General features: G+C 71.0%; 18 protein-coding genes. 7 read left to right on the top strand and 11 right to left on the bottom strand.

What is annotated here, in order from left to right:
• Nucleotides 1-16: 16 nt before the first annotated feature.
• Nucleotides 17-595: a TetR/AcrR family transcriptional regulator gene (locus tag QSK26_RS19890; protein WP_285776678.1), complete on the bottom strand. Its 579-nt coding sequence runs from the start codon at nucleotides 593-595 to the stop codon at nucleotides 17-19.
• 87 nt (nucleotides 596-682) lie between these two features.
• On the opposite strand from QSK26_RS19890, the gene QSK26_RS19885 reads away from it, so the two are divergent.
• Nucleotides 683-2,230, top strand: coding sequence for an alpha/beta fold hydrolase (locus tag QSK26_RS19885; protein ID WP_285776677.1), 1,548 nt, complete (start codon nucleotides 683-685; stop codon nucleotides 2,228-2,230).
• A gap of 78 nt (nucleotides 2,231-2,308) precedes the next feature.
• Here the strand turns inward: QSK26_RS19885 and QSK26_RS19880 are convergent, their stop codons facing one another.
• On the bottom strand, nucleotides 2,309-3,757 hold the full coding sequence (locus QSK26_RS19880) for a catalase (protein WP_285776676.1): 1,449 nt from the start codon (nucleotides 3,755-3,757) through the stop codon (nucleotides 2,309-2,311).
• A gap of 52 nt (nucleotides 3,758-3,809) precedes the next feature.
• Nucleotides 3,810-4,229 carry a Fur family transcriptional regulator gene (locus QSK26_RS19875; protein ID WP_285776675.1) on the bottom strand — a complete coding sequence of 140 codons (420 nt, stop codon included), beginning with the start codon at nucleotides 4,227-4,229 and terminating at the stop codon, nucleotides 3,810-3,812.
• 398 nt (nucleotides 4,230-4,627) lie between these two features.
• On the opposite strand from QSK26_RS19875, the gene QSK26_RS19870 reads away from it, so the two are divergent.
• Complete coding sequence (locus QSK26_RS19870; RefSeq protein ID WP_285776674.1) at nucleotides 4,628-5,842, top strand: CapA family protein; 1,215 nt, start codon at nucleotides 4,628-4,630, stop codon at nucleotides 5,840-5,842.
• 100 nt (nucleotides 5,843-5,942) lie between these two features.
• Complete coding sequence (locus QSK26_RS19865) at nucleotides 5,943-6,569, top strand: TetR/AcrR family transcriptional regulator (RefSeq protein ID WP_285776846.1); 627 nt, start codon at nucleotides 5,943-5,945, stop codon at nucleotides 6,567-6,569.
• Here the strand turns inward: QSK26_RS19865 and QSK26_RS19860 are convergent.
• The gene (locus QSK26_RS19860) at nucleotides 6,550-7,158 is read right to left on the bottom strand and encodes a hypothetical protein (RefSeq protein WP_285776673.1); all 609 of its coding nucleotides are present in this window, start codon (nucleotides 7,156-7,158) and stop codon (nucleotides 6,550-6,552) included. The two genes, QSK26_RS19865 and QSK26_RS19860, sit on opposite strands and share 20 nt — an antisense overlap.
• A 205-nt stretch (nucleotides 7,159-7,363) precedes the next feature.
• Here QSK26_RS19860 and QSK26_RS19855 point away from each other — a divergent pair, with 205 nt between their 5' ends.
• Nucleotides 7,364-7,861 carry a tetratricopeptide repeat protein gene (locus QSK26_RS19855; RefSeq protein ID WP_285776672.1) on the top strand — a complete coding sequence of 166 codons (498 nt, stop codon included), beginning with the start codon at nucleotides 7,364-7,366 and terminating at the stop codon, nucleotides 7,859-7,861.
• A gap of 382 nt (nucleotides 7,862-8,243) precedes the next feature.
• Here the strand turns inward: QSK26_RS19855 and QSK26_RS19850 are convergent, their stop codons facing one another.
• The 7 genes from QSK26_RS19850 to QSK26_RS19820 form a co-directional block, all read right to left on the bottom strand.
• A complete protein-coding gene (locus tag QSK26_RS19850) occupies nucleotides 8,244-9,056 on the bottom strand; it encodes a hypothetical protein (protein ID WP_285776671.1) in 813 nt (270 codons plus the stop codon).
• Between the two features lie 154 nt (nucleotides 9,057-9,210).
• Nucleotides 9,211-11,805 (bottom strand): ATP-dependent chaperone ClpB, encoded by a 2,595-nt coding sequence (gene clpB / locus QSK26_RS19845; protein WP_285776670.1) that lies wholly within the window; start codon nucleotides 11,803-11,805, stop codon nucleotides 9,211-9,213.
• A 25-nt stretch (nucleotides 11,806-11,830) separates the two neighbouring features.
• On the bottom strand, nucleotides 11,831-12,178 hold the full coding sequence (locus QSK26_RS19840; protein ID WP_285776669.1) for a heat shock protein transcriptional repressor HspR: 348 nt from the start codon (nucleotides 12,176-12,178) through the stop codon (nucleotides 11,831-11,833).
• Between the two features lie 4 nt (nucleotides 12,179-12,182).
• Nucleotides 12,183-13,358 (bottom strand): molecular chaperone DnaJ, encoded by a 1,176-nt coding sequence (gene dnaJ, locus QSK26_RS19835; RefSeq protein WP_285776668.1) that lies wholly within the window; start codon nucleotides 13,356-13,358, stop codon nucleotides 12,183-12,185.
• Between the two features lie 41 nt (nucleotides 13,359-13,399).
• Nucleotides 13,400-14,065 carry a nucleotide exchange factor GrpE gene (grpE, locus tag QSK26_RS19830; RefSeq protein WP_285776667.1) on the bottom strand — a complete coding sequence of 222 codons (666 nt, stop codon included), beginning with the start codon at nucleotides 14,063-14,065 and terminating at the stop codon, nucleotides 13,400-13,402.
• 27 nt (nucleotides 14,066-14,092) lie between these two features.
• Nucleotides 14,093-15,961 (bottom strand): molecular chaperone DnaK, encoded by a 1,869-nt coding sequence (gene dnaK, locus QSK26_RS19825; protein WP_285776666.1) that lies wholly within the window; start codon nucleotides 15,959-15,961, stop codon nucleotides 14,093-14,095.
• 126 nt (nucleotides 15,962-16,087) lie between these two features.
• Nucleotides 16,088-16,606 (bottom strand): hypothetical protein, encoded by a 519-nt coding sequence (locus QSK26_RS19820; protein WP_285776665.1) that lies wholly within the window; start codon nucleotides 16,604-16,606, stop codon nucleotides 16,088-16,090.
• Nucleotides 16,607-16,762: 156 nt separating this feature from the next.
• Here QSK26_RS19820 and QSK26_RS19815 point away from each other — a divergent pair, with 156 nt between their 5' ends.
• The 3 genes from QSK26_RS19815 to QSK26_RS19805 all read left to right on the top strand — a co-directional run bounded on the left by QSK26_RS19815 (nucleotide 16,763) and on the right by QSK26_RS19805 (nucleotide 19,864).
• Complete coding sequence (locus QSK26_RS19815) at nucleotides 16,763-17,743, top strand: proline dehydrogenase family protein (protein WP_285776664.1); 981 nt, start codon at nucleotides 16,763-16,765, stop codon at nucleotides 17,741-17,743.
• A 47-nt stretch (nucleotides 17,744-17,790) separates the two neighbouring features.
• Nucleotides 17,791-18,585 carry a pyrroline-5-carboxylate reductase gene (gene proC / locus QSK26_RS19810; protein WP_285776663.1) on the top strand — a complete coding sequence of 265 codons (795 nt, stop codon included), beginning with the start codon at nucleotides 17,791-17,793 and terminating at the stop codon, nucleotides 18,583-18,585.
• A 115-nt stretch (nucleotides 18,586-18,700) separates the two neighbouring features.
• Complete coding sequence (locus QSK26_RS19805) at nucleotides 18,701-19,864, top strand: acetoin utilization protein AcuC (protein WP_285776662.1); 1,164 nt, start codon at nucleotides 18,701-18,703, stop codon at nucleotides 19,862-19,864.
• Nucleotides 19,865-19,878: the final 14 nt, after the last annotated feature.

The following is a 19,878-nucleotide window of genomic DNA, read 5'->3' as shown; positions in this document are numbered from 1 at the left end:
CGCCGCTGACCGGCTGTTACGACCGATTGCGCCCCCAAGGGTCATCGGAACGGAGTTCGAGCAGGTCTGCGAAGGCTGCCGCGGCGGCGTCGGCGCGTGCCGGGTCTCCGGCGACCAGGCGATCGAGTGCCAGCCCGTCGAGGGTGCCGAGGATGAGGTCGGCGAGCGCGGGCGCCTCCTTCTCCTCGATGCCGAAGGCGACCAGGCCCATGCGCAGCGGCTCGCGCCACGGTGAGCGCAGCCGTTCGACGGCCGCCCGCCAGCGCGCGGGGTCCTGGGTCGCCAGAACCGACAGGTCGAGATAGAGCCGGGTGGCCTGTGCGCCCGAGACGTCACCGAGCGCGGACCACAGGTATCTGACGAGCGCCGCGACGGTGTCCACCTCCGGGCCGGGAGGCGCGATCGAGGTGGCCAGCCGCTGCTGAGCGAGGGCGAGGGCCTCCCCGACCAGGCCCTCCTTGCTGCCGAAGTGATAGATCAGCATGCGGTCGCTGGTGTTCAGCGCGGCCGCCAGTGGACGCAGCGACAACCCGATGAGGCCGTGCTCGAGCACGTAGTCCAGCACTCCTGCGGCCAGCTCGGCGCGACGGTCCATTGCTGCACGGTAGCAACTTCATGTAGCGCCTGCTACATTCCTTACCTGTAGCGTCCGCTACATTCTCTTGCATGTAGCGATTGCTACATGCTGGTGGAGAGGACGGCGATGGCTTCAGGTAGTCGGTCCACCGAACTCGTCCTGGCCGGTCTCGTACCCGTGGTGTGGGGAGCGGCCGCAGGTGTGATCACCCCGCGTGGCCCGCTGACGCCGGACGCGGCGCTGATCAGCATCGGGCTCGGCCTCGTCGTCGGTGGCGCCGCCGGCTATCTCGCCAGGTCGCGATGGGCGATGATCGGGGCGCCGGCCCTGGCCGCCGTCGCCTTCGAGATCTTCCGCATTCGTGCGCAGGGGCCGAGCGTCGACGCTCCGGCAGGCAGCCTGTTCGGCGTGCTGGCGTTCGTCGCCGGCCGGGGCGTGCATGGCCTGCTCGCGTTGCTGCCGATGTACGTCGGCGCCGCCTACGGCGCGGGCCTCGCCCGCCGGGCGGCGGGGAGGTCCCCGGCGGGAAAGGCCGCTCGCGTCCGGCGCCACCTCGGCAGGGCTGTGATCGGTGCGCTCACGGTGATCGTCGCCGTGATGGGGATCGCTGTCGCGCTACCCGCCCGCACGGCTCCCCTGACGGGTGGGCGCGGCGTGGCCGAGTTGACGACCATCACGAGCGGATCGCACCGGCTCGGGCTGATGGTCCGCGGCTCCGATACGGCCAAGCCCGTCCTGCTGTTCGTGCCCGGCGCTCCCGGCGCCGCCGAGCGGGGCGCGGTGCGCAAGCATCTGTCCCAGTTGGAAAAGCACTTCGTCGTCGCCACTCTCGACCGGCGTGGTGGCGGGAGCTCCTACCCGGCCATCGAGCCCACCGCCACGCTGAACCTCGACAGTGAGGTCAACGCCGCCCTTGCGGCCGCGAACCATCTCAGGGGCCGCTTCGGCAAGGACCGGATCTATCTGCTGGCGCACTCCGGTGGCACCCTGCCCGCCGTGTTCGCCGCGCAACGCCGGCCCGAGTTGTTCCACGCCTACATCGGTGTCGGTCAGGCGGTGAACACCGGCGCGGCCGACCGCGTGCAGTACGGCGAGACGCTGGAGTGGGCCCGAAGTCAGGGTGACACCGAGCTCATCGCCGCGCTGGAAGCCGTCGGACCGCCTCCCTATGACGGCGTTTACGGCTATGAGCCGATGCTGCTGGCCGAGGGCAGGGTTTATGCGAGCGGCGACCGTGGTCATGGCGCCCAGGGCGGGCTCGACGAGAGTATGCAGGCGCAGGAGTACTCCTTGCTGGACAAGGTCCACCTGTTCTCCGGCTTCCTGGATGCCTTCGACCTCTACTATCCGCAGGTACGCGACATCGACCTGCGGGATCGCCTCTCCCGCCTCACGATCCCGGCGCTCTTCATCGACGGCTCCGGCGAGGTGCCCGTCCGGATGGAGCTGATGAAGGACTGGTACGCGAAACTCCGGGCGCCCCAGAAAGAGCACGTCATCCTTGCCGGCGCCGGGCACCGCTCGATGTTCGAGAAACCGGACCGGTTCACCGACATCCTTGTGCAGCGCGTCCTCGGTGGTGATGACCGGCCCTTGGTGGGGCGGGCCATCACCGACATGCCGACGACCGTGATGCCGATCGTCAGCCCCTGAAGAGGGGCTTGCGTCCGCCGACCGGACGCAAGCCCCCTTGTCGCTTGATCACGGCTTTGGGGTGGCTCTAAGCCGTGATCAAGCGACGCCGAGTCCCCGGGCCACGCCCTGGCCGAGGTCCTTGTGGACGTTGGTCCAGTACTCGACGACCCGCTTGTGCATGTCGGGGGTGACCTCCGGGGCGGAGGCGTGGCCGACGATGTTGCTCACGAGGTGGGCGCGGTCGGTCTCGGACAGCACGTTCTCCCACAGGGCGCGCGGCTGCACGTAGTCGTCGTCCTCGGCGTGCTTGGCGTAGGCGCTGCGGATGATCTCACCGGTGACCTGGTAGTTCTCGCCCTCGTACCGGGCGGGGTCGGCGGCCGGGCCGTTGACGCTGTTCGGCGCGTAGACCGGGTCGCCCGGGTTGCTGAAGCGCATGGCGCCGTCCTTGTTGTAGCTGTGGACGGGCGACTTCGGCGCGTTCACCGGGAGCTGGAGATAGTTGGGGCCGATGCGGTAGCGGTGGGTGTCGGGGTAGGAGAACAGGCGGCCCTGGAGCATCTTGTCCGGGGAGGCGCCGATGCCGGGGACGAGGTTGGCCGGCTCGAAGCCCGCCTGCTCGACCTCGGCGAAGTAGTTCTCGGGGTTGCGGTTCAGGACGAACCGGCCGATGGTGATCTCCGGATAGTCGGCGTGCGGCCACACCTTCGTCAGGTCGAAGGGGTTGAACCGGTAGTCCGCCGCCGCCTCGAACGGCATCAGCTGGATGTTGACCGTCCACGCCGGATGGTCGCCGGCGGCGATCGCGGTGTGCAGGTCGCGGATGTGGAAGTCCGCGTCCTCCGCGGTCATGGCCTTGGCCTCGTCGGCCGTGAAGTTCTCGATGCCCTGCTCGGTCCTGAAGTGGTACTTGACCCAGAACTTCTCGCCCGCCGCGTTGTACCAGAGGAAGGTGTGCGAGCCGAAGCCGTGCATGTTGCGCCACGTCCTCGGGGTGCCGCGGTCGCTCATCAGGAAGGTGACCTGATGCGCCGACTCCGGGGAGAGGGTCCAGAAGTCCCACTGCATGTTGTTGTCACGCGTGTGCGTGTCGGCGCGGCGCTTCTGCGAGTGGATGAAGTCGGAGAACTTCGAGGGGTCGCGAATGAAGAAGATCGGCGTGTTGTTGCCGACGATGTCGTAGTTGCCGTCTTCGGTGTAGAACTTGATGGCGAATCCGCGCGGGTCGCGAGCGGTGTCCGCGCTGCCCAGCTCACCCGCGACGGTCGAGAAGCGCAGGAAGAGCTCGGTCTCCTTGCCCTTCTGGAACAGATTCGCCTTGGTGAACTGGCTCACGTCCTCGGTGATCTGCAACAGGCCGTGCGCGCCGCCGCCCTTGGCGTGGACCACCCGCTCAGGCACCCGTTCCCGGTTGAACTGGGCCATCTTCTGGATGAGGTAGTGGTCCTGCAGCAGCAGAGGGCCGTTGGGTCCGACGGACTGGGAGAACTCGTCGCTGGGTGCGGGGATGCCCGCGTCCGTCGTGGTGATAGGCCGGTCGCTCATGTGCACGGTCCTCCGGATCGTCGTTGATGGAGTACGGCTGGCGCCCGCTCCGTTAGGTGCCGGGTGTCGGACGACAGGTGGGGCACAGGCCCCAGAAGGTGACGTCAGCCTCGTCGACGAGGTAACCGGCGGCGTCCGCGGGATCGAGGCAGGGTGCCTGTCCCCTCACGCAGTCGACGTCGGTCATCGCTCCGCACCGACGGCACACGAGGTGGTGATGGTTGTCGCCCACACGCGCTTCGTAGCGCGCGGGACTGCCCATGGGCTCGATCTTCCGCACGAGCCCGGCCCTGTGCATCGCCGCCAGCGCGTCGTAGACGGCTTGCAGGGAGACACGCCCGACTCGGTCGAGGACGCGCTGGTGGACGGTCTCCACGTCGAGGTGGCCGCCCTCCCGCACGGACCGCATGATCGCCAGGCGGGCGGCGGTCACGCGCAACCCCGCGTCGCGGAGCCGGTCGATATCGCCCATGGAGCCGACACTACGTCCTTAACCTGAATCATTCAAGTAAAGGAATCATACAAGTCTGGGCGAAGAAATCACCACAAAGCGGTGCAGACCATCACTGCCCCTGAGCGGGGTGCCGTAACGGGTGAGGTCGATGGGCGCCGGGGGCGGGGGAGGCCGGGCCTCGGTGGGCGGTCGGCGCCGTCGCTCCCACGCTCGGCCTCGGAGGTGCGGGGGCGACGCCACACCTCCCACGCTCGGCCCCGGAGGTGTGGGGGCGTGTTCGCGGGAGGGCCGTGGCGGGGGCCGGCGGCAGGCGGTGTCGGGTCGTGGCCGGGGGTACGGAATGGCGGCTACGGCGGGGTTTCTTACTTCTGGGATGTATGTCAGGGGTGTGGTGGAGATGGCATGCTCTGGTAGCGATGGACATCCCCCCGTCTTCCCCCCGGCGTCCGGCGACCGCGCTGGCCCTCGCGGCCCTTCTGGCCCTCGCGTGCACCGCCGCCGCGCCGAGCGGCCTCGCCAGGGCCACGCCGCCCCTGGCCGCGTCCCCCCACACCGTCAAGGTCGCCGACACCGGCCGCCCCGGGCTGGACCCCGGGCAGAGTCCCGCGCCGGGCACCCCCACGGCCACTCCCGCGGTCACCCCGGCGGGCGATCTTCAGGGCGGCCCGGGGGCGAGTCCCCAGGAGACACCGGCCGGGCGGAAGCCGTACACGATCTCGTTCGGCGGGGACGTGCACTTCGAAGGGGTGCTGCGGGAGAGGCTGAAGCGGAAGCCCAGGACGGCGCTGGGGCCGATCGCGTCCGTGCTCAGGCGGGCGGACATCGCGATGGTCAACCTGGAGACCGCGATCACGAAGCGGGGGACGCCCGCGCCGGGCAAGAAGTACACCTTCCGGGCTCCGCCGTCGGCGTTGACCGCGCTCCGGGCGGCGGGCGTGGACGTGGCGTCGATGGCGAACAACCACGGCATGGACTACATGCAGAGCGGCCTGAAGGACTCGCTGGCGGCCATCCGCAAGGCGCGGTTCCCCGTCGTCGGAGTCGGTAAGAACGCGGACGCCGCGTACAAGCCCTACCGCGAGGTGGTCAACGGGAACCGGGTGTCGATCATCGGGGCGACGCAGGTGCTGGACACCGAGTTCATCCAGGCGTGGAGCGCGACCGACCGCAGGGCGGGGCTGGCCTCGGCCAAGAACGAGAAGCGGCTGCTCAGCGCCGTCCGCGCCGCGCGGAAGGACTCCGACACCGTGATCGTCTACCTGCACTGGGGTACCGAACTGCGCAGGTGCCCCAACGCGGCGCAACGCTCACTGGCCCCCAAGCTGATCGCCGCCGGGGCGGACGTGATCGTCGGCGGCCACGCCCACGTCCTGCTCGGCAGCGGCTACCTCAAGAGCGGCTACGTCAACTACGGGCTGGGCAACTTTGCCTTCTACAGCTGGGGACCGGACACCGGTGAGACCGGCGTGCTCACGCTCACCATCGAAGGCCGCAAGGTGCTCGCCGACCGGTGGACCCCGGCGCGGATCGGCGGCGGCGTGCCGATCCCGCTGGCCGGCGCGGCCCGCACCCGGGCGGTCGACAAGTGGCGGAGCCTGCGTTCGTGCACCGGCCTGGCGTCCAGACCTTGACATCCGCCGGGTGATTGACAGGTATTGCCTGACCAGAGCCGGGGTTTACGTGCAAGATGGTGTCGTGTCCACCGTGCATGTTGAAGCCTCGGCCGAAAGCATGGAGCCGACGCCACTCCGACGACGTCCGACACAGCGCCGCAGCGCCAGGCGGGTCGAGCGGATGCTCGACGCGTGCGCGGAGCTTCTCGACGAGGTCGGCTACGAAGCGCTGTCCACGACGCGCATCGCCGAGCGCGCGGGTGTCGCGATCGGCTCCGTCTACCAGTTCTTCCCCGACAAGAAGGCCATCACCCAGGCGCTGACCCGCCGCAACGTCGAGCTCTTCGCCGCCGGAGTCGGCCGCCGCTTCCTGCTGGAGGACTTCCGCGGCTGGTGGGACGCGGTCGATGTGATCATCGACGAGTACGTCGACATGCACAGGAGCGTGCCCGGGTTCCGTTCGCTGCACTTCGCCGACGTGATGGATCTCAACCACACGCTCGACACCGTGGCCGACAACAACACGGTGATCGCCGGGCGGCTGCGCGAGCTGCTGCTGCGGGAGTTCGGCATGGCCGACAGCGCGGAGCTCGACCTCGCCATGATGGTCGCGGTCGAGGCCGGCGACGCGGTGCTCAAGCTGGCCTTCCGGCACGACCAGGACGGCGCCCCGGAGATCGTGGACGAGGCCAAGAGACTGGTCAGAGGCTACCTGAGCAACCTGCTCAGCTCCCGCAAGGCGTGAACGCCCCAGGAGGCCCAGCAAGCCCGGGAGGCTCAGCAGCCCCAGGAGGCTCAAGAGCCCCGGGAGCCCCAGGAGCCCCGGCAGCCCCGGGCGCGCCGCCCGGATGCTGCACGCCCGTCCACACCTGGCCGGGTTGCGCGGCGGGCGTGCGGTGCCGGGGTGGTGGGGCAAAGGCCCCCGGAACGCGAGCCTCCGGCACGCGGGCCTCCGGGGCGGCGGCCTCGGGGACGCGGGCCTCCGGTACGCGGACCTCCGGGGCCAGGGTCTCCGGGACGCGCATTTTCGGGCCGCCGGTTTCCGGGACGCCGGTTTCCGGGATGAGGGTTTCGGGGACGCGGGTCCCGGGGGCGGCGGTCTCCGGGACGCGGGCGGTGGGGACGCACGGCCGTACGGGGGTCGGGTCCGCCACCTCGCGCAGTACGGTGGCGCGTTCCCTGGCGCGGATCTCGGCTTCAAGGATGCGCAGCCGGCGCTCGGCCCGCTCCACGGCGTCGAGCCGGGCGCTCAGGTATCCCGCGGTGCCGGGTACGACGGCGGCCAGCGCGAGCGCGCAGGTCAGGCCGAAGGCCACCCGCCGGGACACGGCCATGGCGGCATCCTTCCACCGGCTGAGACTTGTTGTGGCATGTCTCTTATGCCCGATTAGTCGGCCGTCTAGACTCACCGTAGTCGATCCGGTGCCAAACGTTGCCGAGGCAATGTGGCCGCCCGCTGTACCCAATGTCCCGGCAAAACGGAGTGTTGCTCGGTACCCTCGCCATGTGGCACATGTGACACGTGAGTACCTTGATCGATTGCTGGAGCAGGCTCTGCTGGCGGACGACCATTCGTCGCTCGCCCGGCGGCTCGATTCGCTCTCCCAGGCATACGAGTCCGGAGAGGTATCCCGGGCCGCGGTACTGGTGCTCGCGGCGGAGGAGTGGCGGCAGTCCGGCCAGCCCGCCCGCGCCCTGGAGTGCTTTCAGCGCGCCCTCGAGGACGGCGGGGAGGTGAGCGTCGATCCCCGCGCCGGCATCGCCGACACGCTCTTCGAGTTGGACCGCCCGGCCGAGGCCCGCGAGCTCATCGAGGCCATCGCGGCCGAGGGCGACGCCTCGCCCACCACGGTGCTCAACATCGCCGAGACCCTCATGGCCTACGGCGACCTGGACGCCGCGCACCGGTGGGCCACCGACGGCGCCCTGGCCAGCCCCGAGGGCAGCGGCGAGCACGTCGCCCTGCTCCGCACCCGCTACCGCATCCGCGTCGACCTCGGCCTCCCCGAGGACGAACTCGACGCGATGCTCTCCTGACCCCTCCCACCGCACGAAAGAGCCGCCCGCCACCCCCCGAGAGCGCCGCGATCACCCCTCGGGTGGGGTGAGCGGCCTCCGGCGTGCGCGCCGAAGGGCTCGGCCTCCCAGAGGGCCGCGTCGAGCACGCGAAACGCGCCGCGCCGAAAGGCTGCTCCGGGGACGTGGAAAGGGCCGCGATCGGAGTGATCGCGGCCCTGGAGTCGGTGGCGTCCTCGGGGCGGGCGGCGTCGTGCCGGGTTGTTTTCCGGCGGAGGGGATGGGCCCGGTTACGGATGGGCGGCGCGGCCGGTTGCGCCGGTGGGCGAGGTGCCCGGTGTGGTGAGGACGCCGGTCGGGTGAGGCGCCCGGTCGGGTGAGGGGCGCCGGTGGGGCGAGGGTGTCAGCGCAGGGTCGGGACGAGGCTCTGGACGAGGCCGAGGCCGCTCGGGCTGGTGTTGGCGTGCTGGACGGCGGTGTTCCGCGGGTCGGCGGGCTGCTGCCTGCCCTTCGGCGCGGCCGGCGCGGCGCCCCGGCGGGTCTTCTTCTTGAGCGTGTCGACCGCGCCCCTCGTGTCGACCGCGCCCCTCGTGTCGACCGCGCCCCTCTTGTCGTCCGCGTCCCTCTTGAACGTGTCGTCCGAGTCGTCCGGGTCGTGCTTGATCGCCCGCTCCCGCTGCGGCGGCTCGGCCTTGCGCAGCAGGCTCGTGCCCTTCGGGACGGCGGGCAGCTTCGGCAGGTTCGGCAGCTTGGCGACCTCGCCGGTCAGGCCGGGCGGCAGCGGCAGCCCGCCGGCCCGGCCCTGCTTCTGAGCCGGTGAGACGGCGAACTGGCCGAGGTCGCCCTGGATGGGCAGGGTGGGCAGCCCCGTGCCGGCCGCCGCGCCGCCCAGGTCGGACAGCCGCATCACGGCGGTGGTCCGGGAGACGCCGGGCAGCCCGGCGCCACGGGCGAGACCGTCCATCGTCTGCAACGTCGGGGTGTCGGCCGACGGCGTGATCTTCGTCGTGGTCGCCGCCGTACGGATGCCGGTCTGCTCGTGGCAGACCTCGGCGATGCCGTACGGCCGCTCCAGCAACGTCAGCGGCATCGAGGAGTCGCACACCCTGTCCGCCATGACCGTGCCGGCCAGGGCCGGGCTCGCGGGCAGCGTGCCCAGCCCGCAGACCAGCCCGACGGCCAGGATCCCCTGGATGCTCCGAGATGCTTTCGACATTCGCGTCCCCCTGATGGTGTTCGTCTTGGACGGACGCCGAAGCTAGCAACGGGGGAAGGCTGGCCCTCGCGGCTTAACGCAAAGGTGGTGAAGCCCTTACCGAGGCGAGTGCCGCTCGGCGCGACACGGGCGCCGGGCGGCACGGGCGGCGGGACTAGCTGAGGCTGGGCAGCCGGGCCGGGCCCACGGACAGGGTGTCGCCGGCCGCGTCGAGGTCCACGACGACCTCGTCGCCGTCCTGGACCGTGCCGGAGAGCACCTCCTTGGCCAGCCGGTCGCCGATCGCCGACTGGACCAGCCTGCGCAGCGGGCGGGCCCCGTAGAGCGGGTCGTAGCCGGTCAGGGCGAGCCAGTCGCGGGCCGCGGGGGTGACGGTGAGGGTCAGCCTGCGGTCGGCGAGACGCCGCGCCAGGGAGGCCACCTGGAGGTCGACGATACGGGCCAGTTCCTCGGTGCCGAGCGCGTCGAACAGGATCACGTCGTCCAGCCGGTTGAGGAACTCCGGCTTGAAGGCCGAGCGGACCATCCCCATCACGGCCTCGCGCTTGGCCGTGCCGTCCAGCGTCGGATCGACGAGGAACTGCGACCCGAGGTTGGAGGTGAGGATCAGGATCGTGTTCCGGAAGTCGACCGTACGGCCCTGCCCGTCGGTGAGCCGGCCGTCGTCCAGCACCTGGAGCAGGATGTCGAAGACCTCCGGGTGCGCCTTCTCCACCTCGTCCAGCAGCACCACCGTGTACGGACGGCGGCGCACCGCCTCGGTGAGCTGGCCGCCCTCCTCGTAGCCGATGTACCCGGGAGGCGCGCCGACCAGCCGGGCCACCGCGTGCTTCTCGGCGTATTCGCTCATGTCGATACGGGTCATCGCCCGCTCGTCGTCGAAGAGGAAGTCGGCCAGCGCCTTGGCCAGCTCGGTCTTGCCGACGCCGGTGGGGCCGAGGAAGAGGAACGACCCGGTGGGCCGGTCGGGGTCGGCGATGCCGGCCCGCGCCCTGCGCACGGCGTCGGACACCGCCTGCACGGCCTGCGCCTGGCCGATGAGCCGCCTGCCCAGCTCGTCCTCCATGCGCAGCAGCTTGGCGGTCTCGCCCTCCAGCAGGCGCCCGGCCGGGATGCCGGTCCACGAGGAGATCACCTGGGCGATGTCGTCCGGGCCGACCTCCTCCTTGACCATCGCGTCCTCCGGCTGGGCCTGGGCGGATGCCTCCTCCAGCTCCTTCTCCAGCCGGGGCACGTCGGCGTACATCAGCCGGGAGGCGGCCTCGAAGTCGCCGTCGCGCTGGGCCCGCTCGGCCGCGCCGCGCGCCTCGTCGAGCTGCTTCTTCAGCTCGCCGACCCGGTTGAGGCCGGCCTTCTCCCGCTCCCAGCGGCCGACCAGCGCGTTCAGCTCCTCCTGCCGGTCGGCGAGGTCCTTGCGGAGCTTCTCCAGCCGCTGGCGGCCGGCCTCGTCGGTCTCCTTGGCGAGGGCGAGCTCCTCCATCTTCATCCGGTCGACGGCGCGCTGGAGCTCGTCGATCTCGACCGGCCGGGAGTCGATCTCCATCCGCAGCCGGGAGGCCGACTCGTCCACCAGGTCGATGGCCTTGTCCGGCAGGAAGCGGGAGGTGATGTAGCGGTCGGACAGCGTCGCGGCGGCGACCAGCGCGCTGTCGGCGATCTGCACCTGGTGGTGGGCCTCGTAGCGGCCCTTGAGCCCGCGCAGGATCGCGATGGTGTCCTCGACGCTCGGCTCGCCCACGTAGACCTGCTGGAAGCGGCGCTCCAGGGCGGGGTCCTTCTCGATGCGCTCGCGGTATTCGTCCAGCGTGGTGGCGCCGATCATGCGCAGCTCGCCGCGGGCCAGCATGGGCTTGAGCATGTTGCCCGCGTCCATCGCGCCCTCGGCGGCGCCCGCGCCGACCACGGTGTGCAGCTCGTCGATGAAGGTGACGATCTGGCCGTCGCTCTGCTTGATCTCGGCGAGCACGGCCTTGAGCCGCTCCTCGAACTCGCCGCGGTACTTCGCCCCGGCGACCATCGCGCCGAGGTCGAGCGAGACCAGCCGCTTGTTGCGCAGGCTCTCCGGCACGTCGCCGGCGATGATCCGCTGGGCCAGGCCCTCCACGACGGCGGTCTTGCCGACGCCCGGCTCGCCGATGAGCACCGGGTTGTTCTTGGTACGGCGGGACAGCACCTGGATCACCCGCCGGATCTCGGAGTCGCGGCCGATCACCGGGTCGAGCTTGCCGGCCCGCGCCCGCTCGGTCAGGTCGACGCCGTACTTCTCCAGCGCCTGGTAGGTGTCCTCGGGGGTTTCGCTGGTGACCCTGGCGTGCCCGCGCACCTTCTCGAACGCGTCGAGCAGGGCTGCGGGGGTGGCGCCGTTCGCCTTCAGCAGCTCGGCGATCGGGCCGCCGTCGGTGGCGAGGCCGACGAGCAGGTGCTCGGTCGAGACGTACTCGTCCTCCAGTTGCTTGGCCCTGGCCGCGGCGGTGTTCAGCACCACCAGGAGCTGGCGGGAGGTGGAAGGGGCGCCGACCGTGGCGCCCTGGGCCTTGGGCAGGCTCTCCAGCTGCTGCTCGGCCTCGGTGCGCAGCCGCTTCCAGTCGGCGCCCACCGCTTCGAGCAGCGGCACCGCCGTACCGCCGGACTGGGACAGCAGGGCGGTGAACAGGTGGGCGGGCGCGACTTCGGGGTTGCCTTCGGCGGCGGCCCTCCGGATCGCGGAGGACGCCGCCTCCTGGCTCTTTTGAGTGAGCTTGTAGTCCATATCGACGTATGCCCCCCGTATGTGGTCAAGCCGGTGGAAGTTCGTAACGGATCAGGGCGCGGATCATGGAGAGCTCGGCGCGCAGGCGGCTGACCTCCTCGCGCAGCCTCAGCGTGTCGGTCTCCAGCTCCAGGATCCGCTTGATGCCCGCCAGGTTGATGCCCTCCTCCTGGGACAGTCGCTGCACCTCGCGCAGGAGGAGGATGTCGCGGGTGGAGTAGAGGCGGCCACGGCCTGCCGTACGACCCGGGCTGACCAGCCCGAGCCGGTCATACTGCCGGAGCGTCTGCGGGTGCAGCCCGGAGAGCTGGGCCGCCACCGAGATCACGTAGACGGGCGTCTCGTCCGACAGATCGAAGAAGTTGGCGTCCATGGGATCACTCGCTTCTGGCCTGCTGAATCAGCTCGGCCCGCGGGTCGTCTCCGGCGGTGACGTCGTGCAGCTCCGTCAGGAGCCCGCGTGCCTTCTCGTCGAGCTGCTGCGGCACCGCCACCTCGACGGTGACGAGCATGTCGCCCTTCGTGCCGTCCTTGCGGGTGACCCCGCGCCCGCGCACCCGGAAGGTGCGGCCGTTCGGGGTGCCCTCGGGGATCCGCACGGTGACCGGCATGCCCTTGAGCGTCGGCACCTTGATCTCGGCGCCGAGCGCGGCCTCGGTGAAGGTGACCGGGACGGTGATCGTGAGGTTCTCGCCGGACCGGCCGAACACGGCGTGCGGCTTCACGTGGATCTGCACGTAGAGGTCGCCCGCCGGGCCGCCGTTCTCGCCGGGCGCGCCCTTGGCCTTGAGCCGGATGCGCTGGCCGTCGCCCACGCCCGCGGGGATGCGGGCCTGGATGGTCCGGGTGCTCTTGCCCCGGCCGCTGCCGTCGCAGACGGGGCAGGGGTGGTCCACGATCAGCCCGCGCCCCTTGCAGTCCCGGCACGGCTCGGAGAAGGCGAAGTTGCCCAGGTTGCGGCTGGCCGCGCCGGTCCCCTCGCAGGTCGCGCAGACCCGCGGGGTGGTGCCGGCGGCGGCGCCGGTGCCGCTGCACGCCGAGCAGGCGGAGGAACTCGTCAGCCGGAGGGACACCGTGGTGCCCTCGGCGGCCTCGGTGAAGGACAGGGAGACCTCGGACTCGATGTCCTGGCCGCGGCGCGGACGCGTCGTGGTGGACGTGGTCCGCCCGCCGCCGCGGTTGAACAGCCCGCCGAAGATGTCGCCGATCCGCTCGCCCGCGCCGCCCGCCTGACCGCCGGCGCCCCCGAAGAGGTCGCCGAAGTCGAACGGGAAGCCGCCCCGGGCGTCACCGCCCGGGAACCCCCCGACCCCGGAGCCGAAGAGCGCGCGGGCGTCGTCGTACTCCTTGCGGCGCTTGGCGTCCGACAGCACGTCGTAAGCCTCCGAGACCTCCTTGAACTTGGCCTCGGTCGCCGTGTTGCCCTGGTTGGCATCGGGGTGGTACTGCCTGGCGAGCTTGCGGTAAGCCTTCTTGATCTCCTCGGCGGTGGCGGTCTTCGGCACACCAAGGACGGCGTAGTAGTCCTTCTCCAAGTAGTCCTTGGTGCTCATCTATGGCGTCCTTCTCAAGGCTCGATGAAGAGAGAGGTTGATCAGTTGTCGTCGCCGGACTCGTCGTCCCCCTGGACGGCGGGTGCGGACTCCGGCTCGGCCACCGCGACCCTGGCCGGGCGGATGACGCGGTCGCCGATCCGGTAACCGGGCTGCAGGATCTCGATGCAGGTCGGCTCGGTGACCTCGGACGAGTAGCTGTGCAGCAGCGCCTCGTGCACGGTCGGGTCGAACGGGTCGCCCTTGGTGCCGTAGGGGGTCAGCCCGAGCTTGGTCAGGGCCGCCTCCAGTGACTCGCTCACCTTGGCGAAGCCGCCGGTGAGCTCGCCGTGCTCGCGGGCTCTGCCGATGTCGTCGAGCACCGGCAGCAGCTCCTGGAGCGCCCCGGCGACCGCCTGCTCGCGGACCACGACCCGGTCGCGCTCCACCCGCTTGCGGTAGTTGGAGAACTCCGCCTGGAGCCGCTGCAGGTCGGCGGTGCGCTCGGCGAGCTGGCCGCCGATGTCGCCCTCGCCCGCCCGCCCGGCCGGGGCGGTGTCCTCGGTGGCACTCTCCGGAGCCTCGGCCTCGGGGGCGGCGGGCCGAGCCTGCGCCTGCGCAGGCTCGCCCGTCTTGCCGGCCCCCCGGGCCTTGCCCGTCTCCGGATCGATCTTTCGGTTGTCGCGGATCACCGGCTCCTGCTCGGACCCGTTCTCACGCGTGCTCACGGATCGCTCCCCTCGCCGAAAGGGCTGTCACTTGTCCCGCTTGGGCTGCTCGTCGTCGACGATCTCGGCCTCGACGACGTCGTCGTCGGCCTTGGCGTCGCTCTGAGCGCCCGCGTCGGCGGTCGGGCCGGCGGCGGCGTCGGAACCCTGCTGCTGAGCGTAGATCGCCGAGCCCATCTTCTGGCTCACGGTGGCGAGCTTCTCGGCGGCCGTGCGGATCACCGCGTAGTCGGTGCCCTCCAGGGCCTTCTTCAGCTCGGCGAGCGACTCGTTGACCTCGGTCTTGACGTCGGCCGGGACCTTGTCGTCGTTCTCTCTGAGGAACTTCTCGGTCTGGTAGGCCAGCGCGTCCGCGTTGTTGCGGGTCTCGGCGTCCTCGCGGCGCTTCTTGTCCTCTTCGGCGTAGGAGTCCGCCTCGCGCATCATGCGCTCGATGTCGTCCTTCGGCAGCGCGGAGCCGCCGGTGATGGTCATCGACTGCTCCTTGCCGGTGCCGAGGTCCTTGGCCGACACGTTGACGATGCCGTTGGCGTCGATGTCGAAGGTGACCTCGATCTGCGGGATGCCGCGCGGCGCCGGGGCGATGCCGGTGAGCTCGAAGGTGGCGAGCTTCTTGTTGTAGGACGCGATCTCGCGCTCGCCCTGGTAGACCTGGATCTGCACGGACGGCTGGTTGTCCTCGGCGGTGGTGAAGACCTCGGACCGCTTGGTCGGGATCGTCGTGTTCCGCTCGATGATCTTGGTGAAGATGCCGCCCTTGGTCTCGATGCCCAGGCTCAGCGGCGTCACGTCCAGCAGCAGGACGTCCTTGACCTCGCCCTTGAGCACGCCGGCCTGGAGCGCGGCGCCGATGGCCACGACCTCGTCCGGGTTGACGCCCTTGTTGGGCTCCTTGCCGCCGGTGAGCTCCTTGACCAGGTCGGCGACCGCCGGCATGCGGGTCGAGCCGCCGACGAGCACCACGTGGGCGATGTCGGAGACCTTGACCCCGGCGTCCTTGACGACCTGCTGGAACGGGCCCTTGCAGCGCTCGAGCAGGTCGGCGGTGAACCGCTGGAACTCGGCCCGGGTCAGCTTCTCCTCAAGGTGCAGCGGACCCTCGGCGGAGGCGGTGATGTAGGGCAGGTTGATCGTGGTCTCCGACTGGCTGGAGAGCTCGATCTTCGCCTTCTCGGCGGCCTCGCGCAGCCGCTGGAGGGCCATCTTGTCCTTGGACAGGTCGACGCCGTGCGCGTTCTTGAACCGGGTGACCAGCTCGTCCACGACGCGCTGGTCCCAGTCGTCGCCGCCGAGGTGGTTGTCGCCGCTGGTGGCCTTGACCTCGACGAAGCCGTGCCCGTCCTCCTGGCCGACGTCGAGCAGGGACACGTCGAAGGTGCCGCCGCCGAGGTCGAACACGAGGATGGTCTGGTCCTTCTCCTTGTCCAGGCCGTAGGCCAGGGCGGCGGAGGTGGGCTCGTTGATGATCCGGAGCACGTTGAGGCCGGCGATGGTGCCGGCCTCCTTCGTGGCCTGCCGCTGCGCGTCGTTGAAGTAGGCGGGAACGGTGATCACCGCGTCGGTGATCTTCTCGCCCAGGTAGGCTTCCGCGTCCTGCTTGAGCTTCTGCAGGACGAACGCGCTGATCTGCTGCGGGGTGAACTTCTTGCCGTCGATCTCGACGGTCCAGTTGGTGCCCATCTCGCGCTTGACCGAGCGGATCGTCCGGTCGACGTTGGTCACGGCCTGACGCTTGGCGACCTCGCCGACGAGAACCTCGCCGTTCTTGGCGAACGCGACCACGGACGGCGTGGTCCGCGAGCCCTGGGCGTTGGCGATGACGGTGGGCTCACCGCCCTCGAGAATCGAGACGACGGAGTTGGTCGTCCCCAGGTCGATACCTACCGCACGTGCCATGAGTACGTCCTTGTAGTCAAAGTTGAGTCGGTGCGACTCAATATTGGGTTGGGCCGAGCTGTTTGTCAAACAGCTTGAGTCTATGAGGCTCAACCTATGGACGCGCGGTGGGATTCCCCCTTTGTCCTACTTCTTCGCCCCGTCGATCAGGGTCCGGTCGCCGAGGGGGTGCTTCAGGGTGACGGTGGTGGTCTTCTGGATCGCGATCTCGATGCAGGCGACGTTCTGCTGGTTCTCCGGGGTGCCCTCGTAGATCGTGATCTCGACGGAGTTCTCCGTCTCGTCCACGGCCACCCGGTCCAGCGTGTGGCAGGGCTCGACGCCGGACCACCACACGATGCGCGCCCTGTCGTCCCCGGCGTCGGTGACGCTGGTCCACGGCACGGGACGGGGGTCGAGGGTGGGGCCCTTGGGGGTGACCGGCGAGGGCCGGGAGTCCGGCTGCGTACCGGTGCCGGGGCTCGCCGCCGGCGCGGTCACCGGCTGGTCGCCGCCGCCCGTCGCCGGAGGGGCCGCGGGCGTGGTCGCCGCGGCCGGCGGGTTCGCCGGTTCGGCGGTCGTGGACGGGTCGGCGCAGCTCATCGCGAGCAGCAGGCTCCCGGTCAGCAGCGCGTACTGGGTCAGTGTGGCTCGTCTCCTCCGCATATCCCTGTGACGTACGGCACGCCCCGGCGGTTCAGACCCGGCCTTGACCGGAGAGTCGTCGGCCGAGTCAGGACGTGTTCCTGCGTCGTACGGCGGGCCGGTCGTAGGCTGGTCGGACTCCCTCCGCCACGATCGAGCACGGAAGGTGGAGCAGACGTGTTGCGACAGGCGCTGCTGGCCGCTTCGCGTAACGAGCGGGCCGAGACCGTCGTCAGGGCGTCCCCGGCGGCACGGGCACTCGCGAGCCGGTACGTCGCGGGGGAGTCCCCCGGCGACGCGGTCCGGGTGGCCGCCGAGGTGGCCGCGTACGGGCTGCGGATCGCCGTGGGCCGGGTGGGCGGGGAAGCCCCAGGCCGGGTGGGCGGGGAGACCCCAGGCAGGGTGGGCGGGGAGACCCCAGGCAGGGTGGGCGGGGAAGCCACAGAACGGGTGGGCGGGGAGGCGTCGGAGTCCGCCTGCCTCGCGCTGGTCGAGGGGCTGGCGGCGGCCGGGATCGCCAAGGGCGCGGACGTCACGGTCCGGCTCTCCGCGCTCGGCCTGCGCGGCTCCGAGCGGGCCGCCCGCGACCGCGCCGCCCGGATCTGCGCCGCGGCGGACGAGGCGGGCGCCACGGTCACGCTGGCCGCGGAGGAGTACCCGCTGACCGAGCCGGCCCTGTCGGTGCTCGGCGAGTTGCGCGAGCGGCATCCGTCGGCGGGCGTCGTCGTCCCGGCCCGGCTGCGCCAGGCGGAGGAGTACTGCCGGACGCTGGCCGGCCCCGGCTCCCGGGTGGTCCTGTGCAAGGGCGGGGACGGCGCGCCCGAGGTGCTGGCCTTCACCTCGCGGACCGACGTGGACCGGTCCTTCGCGCGCTGCCTGCGGGTGCTCATGGCCGGGAGAGGCCGCCCGGCGATCGCCACGGCCGACCGGCGGCTGCTGGACGTCGCCGCCGCGCTGGCCGCCCTCAACGAGCGCGAGCCGGGCGGCTTCGAGTACCGCCTCCCGTACGGCGTGCGGCCCGGGGAGCGGCGCCGGCTGACCGGGCAGGGCGCCACCGTGCGGATCTTCGTCCCCTACGGCGTGGACTGGTATCCCTACGTCGTGCGCCGGGTGGCGGAGGACCCGGCGGGCGCGCTCCTGTCGGCACTCGGCCGCTGAGCCCGGCCTGACCGGGGGCGGGCCGGGAGGTCGGTAGGCTGCGTTATGTGATTGCGATACTCGGGACCGGCAAGATGGGCGAGGCCCTGCTGTCCGGGCTGCTGCGCGCCGGAGTCGAGCCGGGCGAGATCATGGCCACCGCCCGCCGCCCCGAGCGGGCCGACGCGATCGCCGCCAGGTACGGCGTGCGGGTCGTCTCCAACGCCGAGGCGGCCAAGACGGCCGAGACCCTCATCCTCGCCGTCAAACCGCAGGACATGGGCACGCTGCTGGAGGAGATCTCGCCGCACGTCCCGGCCGGTCGGCTGGTGATCTCGGCGGCGGCCGGCATCACGACCGCGTTCGTGGAGGCCCGGCTCGGCGACGAGGTGCCGGTGGTGCGGGTCATGTCGAACACGCCGGTGCTGGTGGACGAGGCGATGAGCGTGATCTCGGCGGGCGCGCACGCGGGCGAGGAGCAGTTGCGGCGCACCGAGGAGCTGCTGTCCCCGGTGGGCAAGGTGCTGCGGATCCCCGAGGCCCAGCAGGACGCCGCGACCGCGCTGTCCGGCAGCGGTCCCGCCTACTTCTTCTACCTGGTCGAGGCGATGGTGGACGCGGGCATCCTGCTCGGCATGCCGCGCGCCGCCGCGCTGGACATGGTCACCCAGGCGATCGTCGGCGCGGCGATCATGCTGCGCGACTCGGGCGAGCACCCGGTGATCCTGCGCGAGGCGGTCACCTCGCCGGGCGGCACGACCATCGCCGCCATCGCCGAGCTGGAGCGGCACAGCGTGCGCGCCGCCTTCCTCGCCGCGATCGAGGCGGCCCGGGACCGGGGCAGGGAGCTCGCCGGCGGCTGAGCCGTCACGGTGTCCGGCATACCGGATACCGCGATGGGAGCGACGCTCAGGGTGACCGAAGATCGGCGGAAGCCGTACTGTAACGTCGCCCGAAAGGAGCGAGCCGAGGAGGGCCATGAGCCGGTCGGTACGAGTTGTATGGGATGACAAGCTCACCTCCTACGATTTCGGGCCAGGGCATCCGCTCGCTCCCGTGCGGGTCGAGCTGACCATGGCACTCGCCCGCGAGCTGGGCGTGCTCGGCAAGGTCGAGATGATCGGATGCGTGCCGGCGAGTGACGACGAGCTGGCGCTGGTGCACTCGCGCGACTACATCGAGGCGGTGAAGCGGGTCTCCGCCGACGGCAGGCCGGACCTCTCCGCCGGTCTCGGCACCCCGGACAACCCGGCGTTCGCCGGCGTGCACGAGGCGTCTTCGCTGGTGGCCGGGGCGAGTCTGGCCGCCGCGAAGGCCGTGTGGTCCGGCGAGGTCGAGCACGCGGTGAACGTCGCGGGCGGGCTGCACCACGCGATGCCCTCGGCGGCCAGCGGCTTCTGCGTCTACAACGATCCGGGCGTGGCCATCGGCTGGATGCTCGCCCAGGGCGCCTCCCGCATCGCCTACGTGGACGTGGACGTGCACCACGGCGACGGCGTGCAGGCGATGTTCTACGACGACCCCCGGGTGCTGACCATCAGCCTGCACGAGACCGGGCGCACGCTCTTCCCCGGCACCGGGTTCCCCGAGGAGAGCGGAGCCGAGGGCACCGCGGTGAACGTCGCGCTGCCCGCGGGCTGCGGGGACGGCGGCTGGCTGCGTGCCTTCCACGCGGTGGTGCCGCCGCTGCTGCGCGAGTTCGCGCCCGAGGTGCTGGTGACCCAGCACGGCTGCGACAGCCACGCGCTGGACCCGCTGGCCCATCTCATGCTGAGCCTCGACGGCCAGCGCACCGCGTACGCCGCGCTGCACGAGCTGGCCCACGAGACGGCGGGCGGCCGGTGGGTGGTGACCGGCGGCGGAGGGTACGAGCTGGTGCAGGTGGTGCCGAGGGCGTGGACGCATCTCATCGCGGAGGCCGCGGGCCATCCGGTCGACCCGGCCACCCCGACCCCGCAGGAGTGGCGGGAGTTCGTGCAACGGCGCACCCGGGAGCTGCCGCCGTTGACGATGACCGATGGGCGTAATCCGGAATTTCGTGACTTCTCTGCTGGTTATGACCCAGGAGATCCCATCGACCGGGCCATTGTGGCGACCCGAAACGCCGTGTTCCCCTCGCACGGCCTCGACCCCCTGCTGTGAGCCTTTCGTGGACG

This window comes from Microtetraspora sp. NBRC 13810, assembly GCF_030268685.1.
Taxonomy (GTDB): Bacteria; Actinomycetota; Actinomycetes; order Streptosporangiales; family Streptosporangiaceae; genus BSRQ01.
This window is presented reverse-complemented; position numbering and strand designations above follow the sequence as displayed.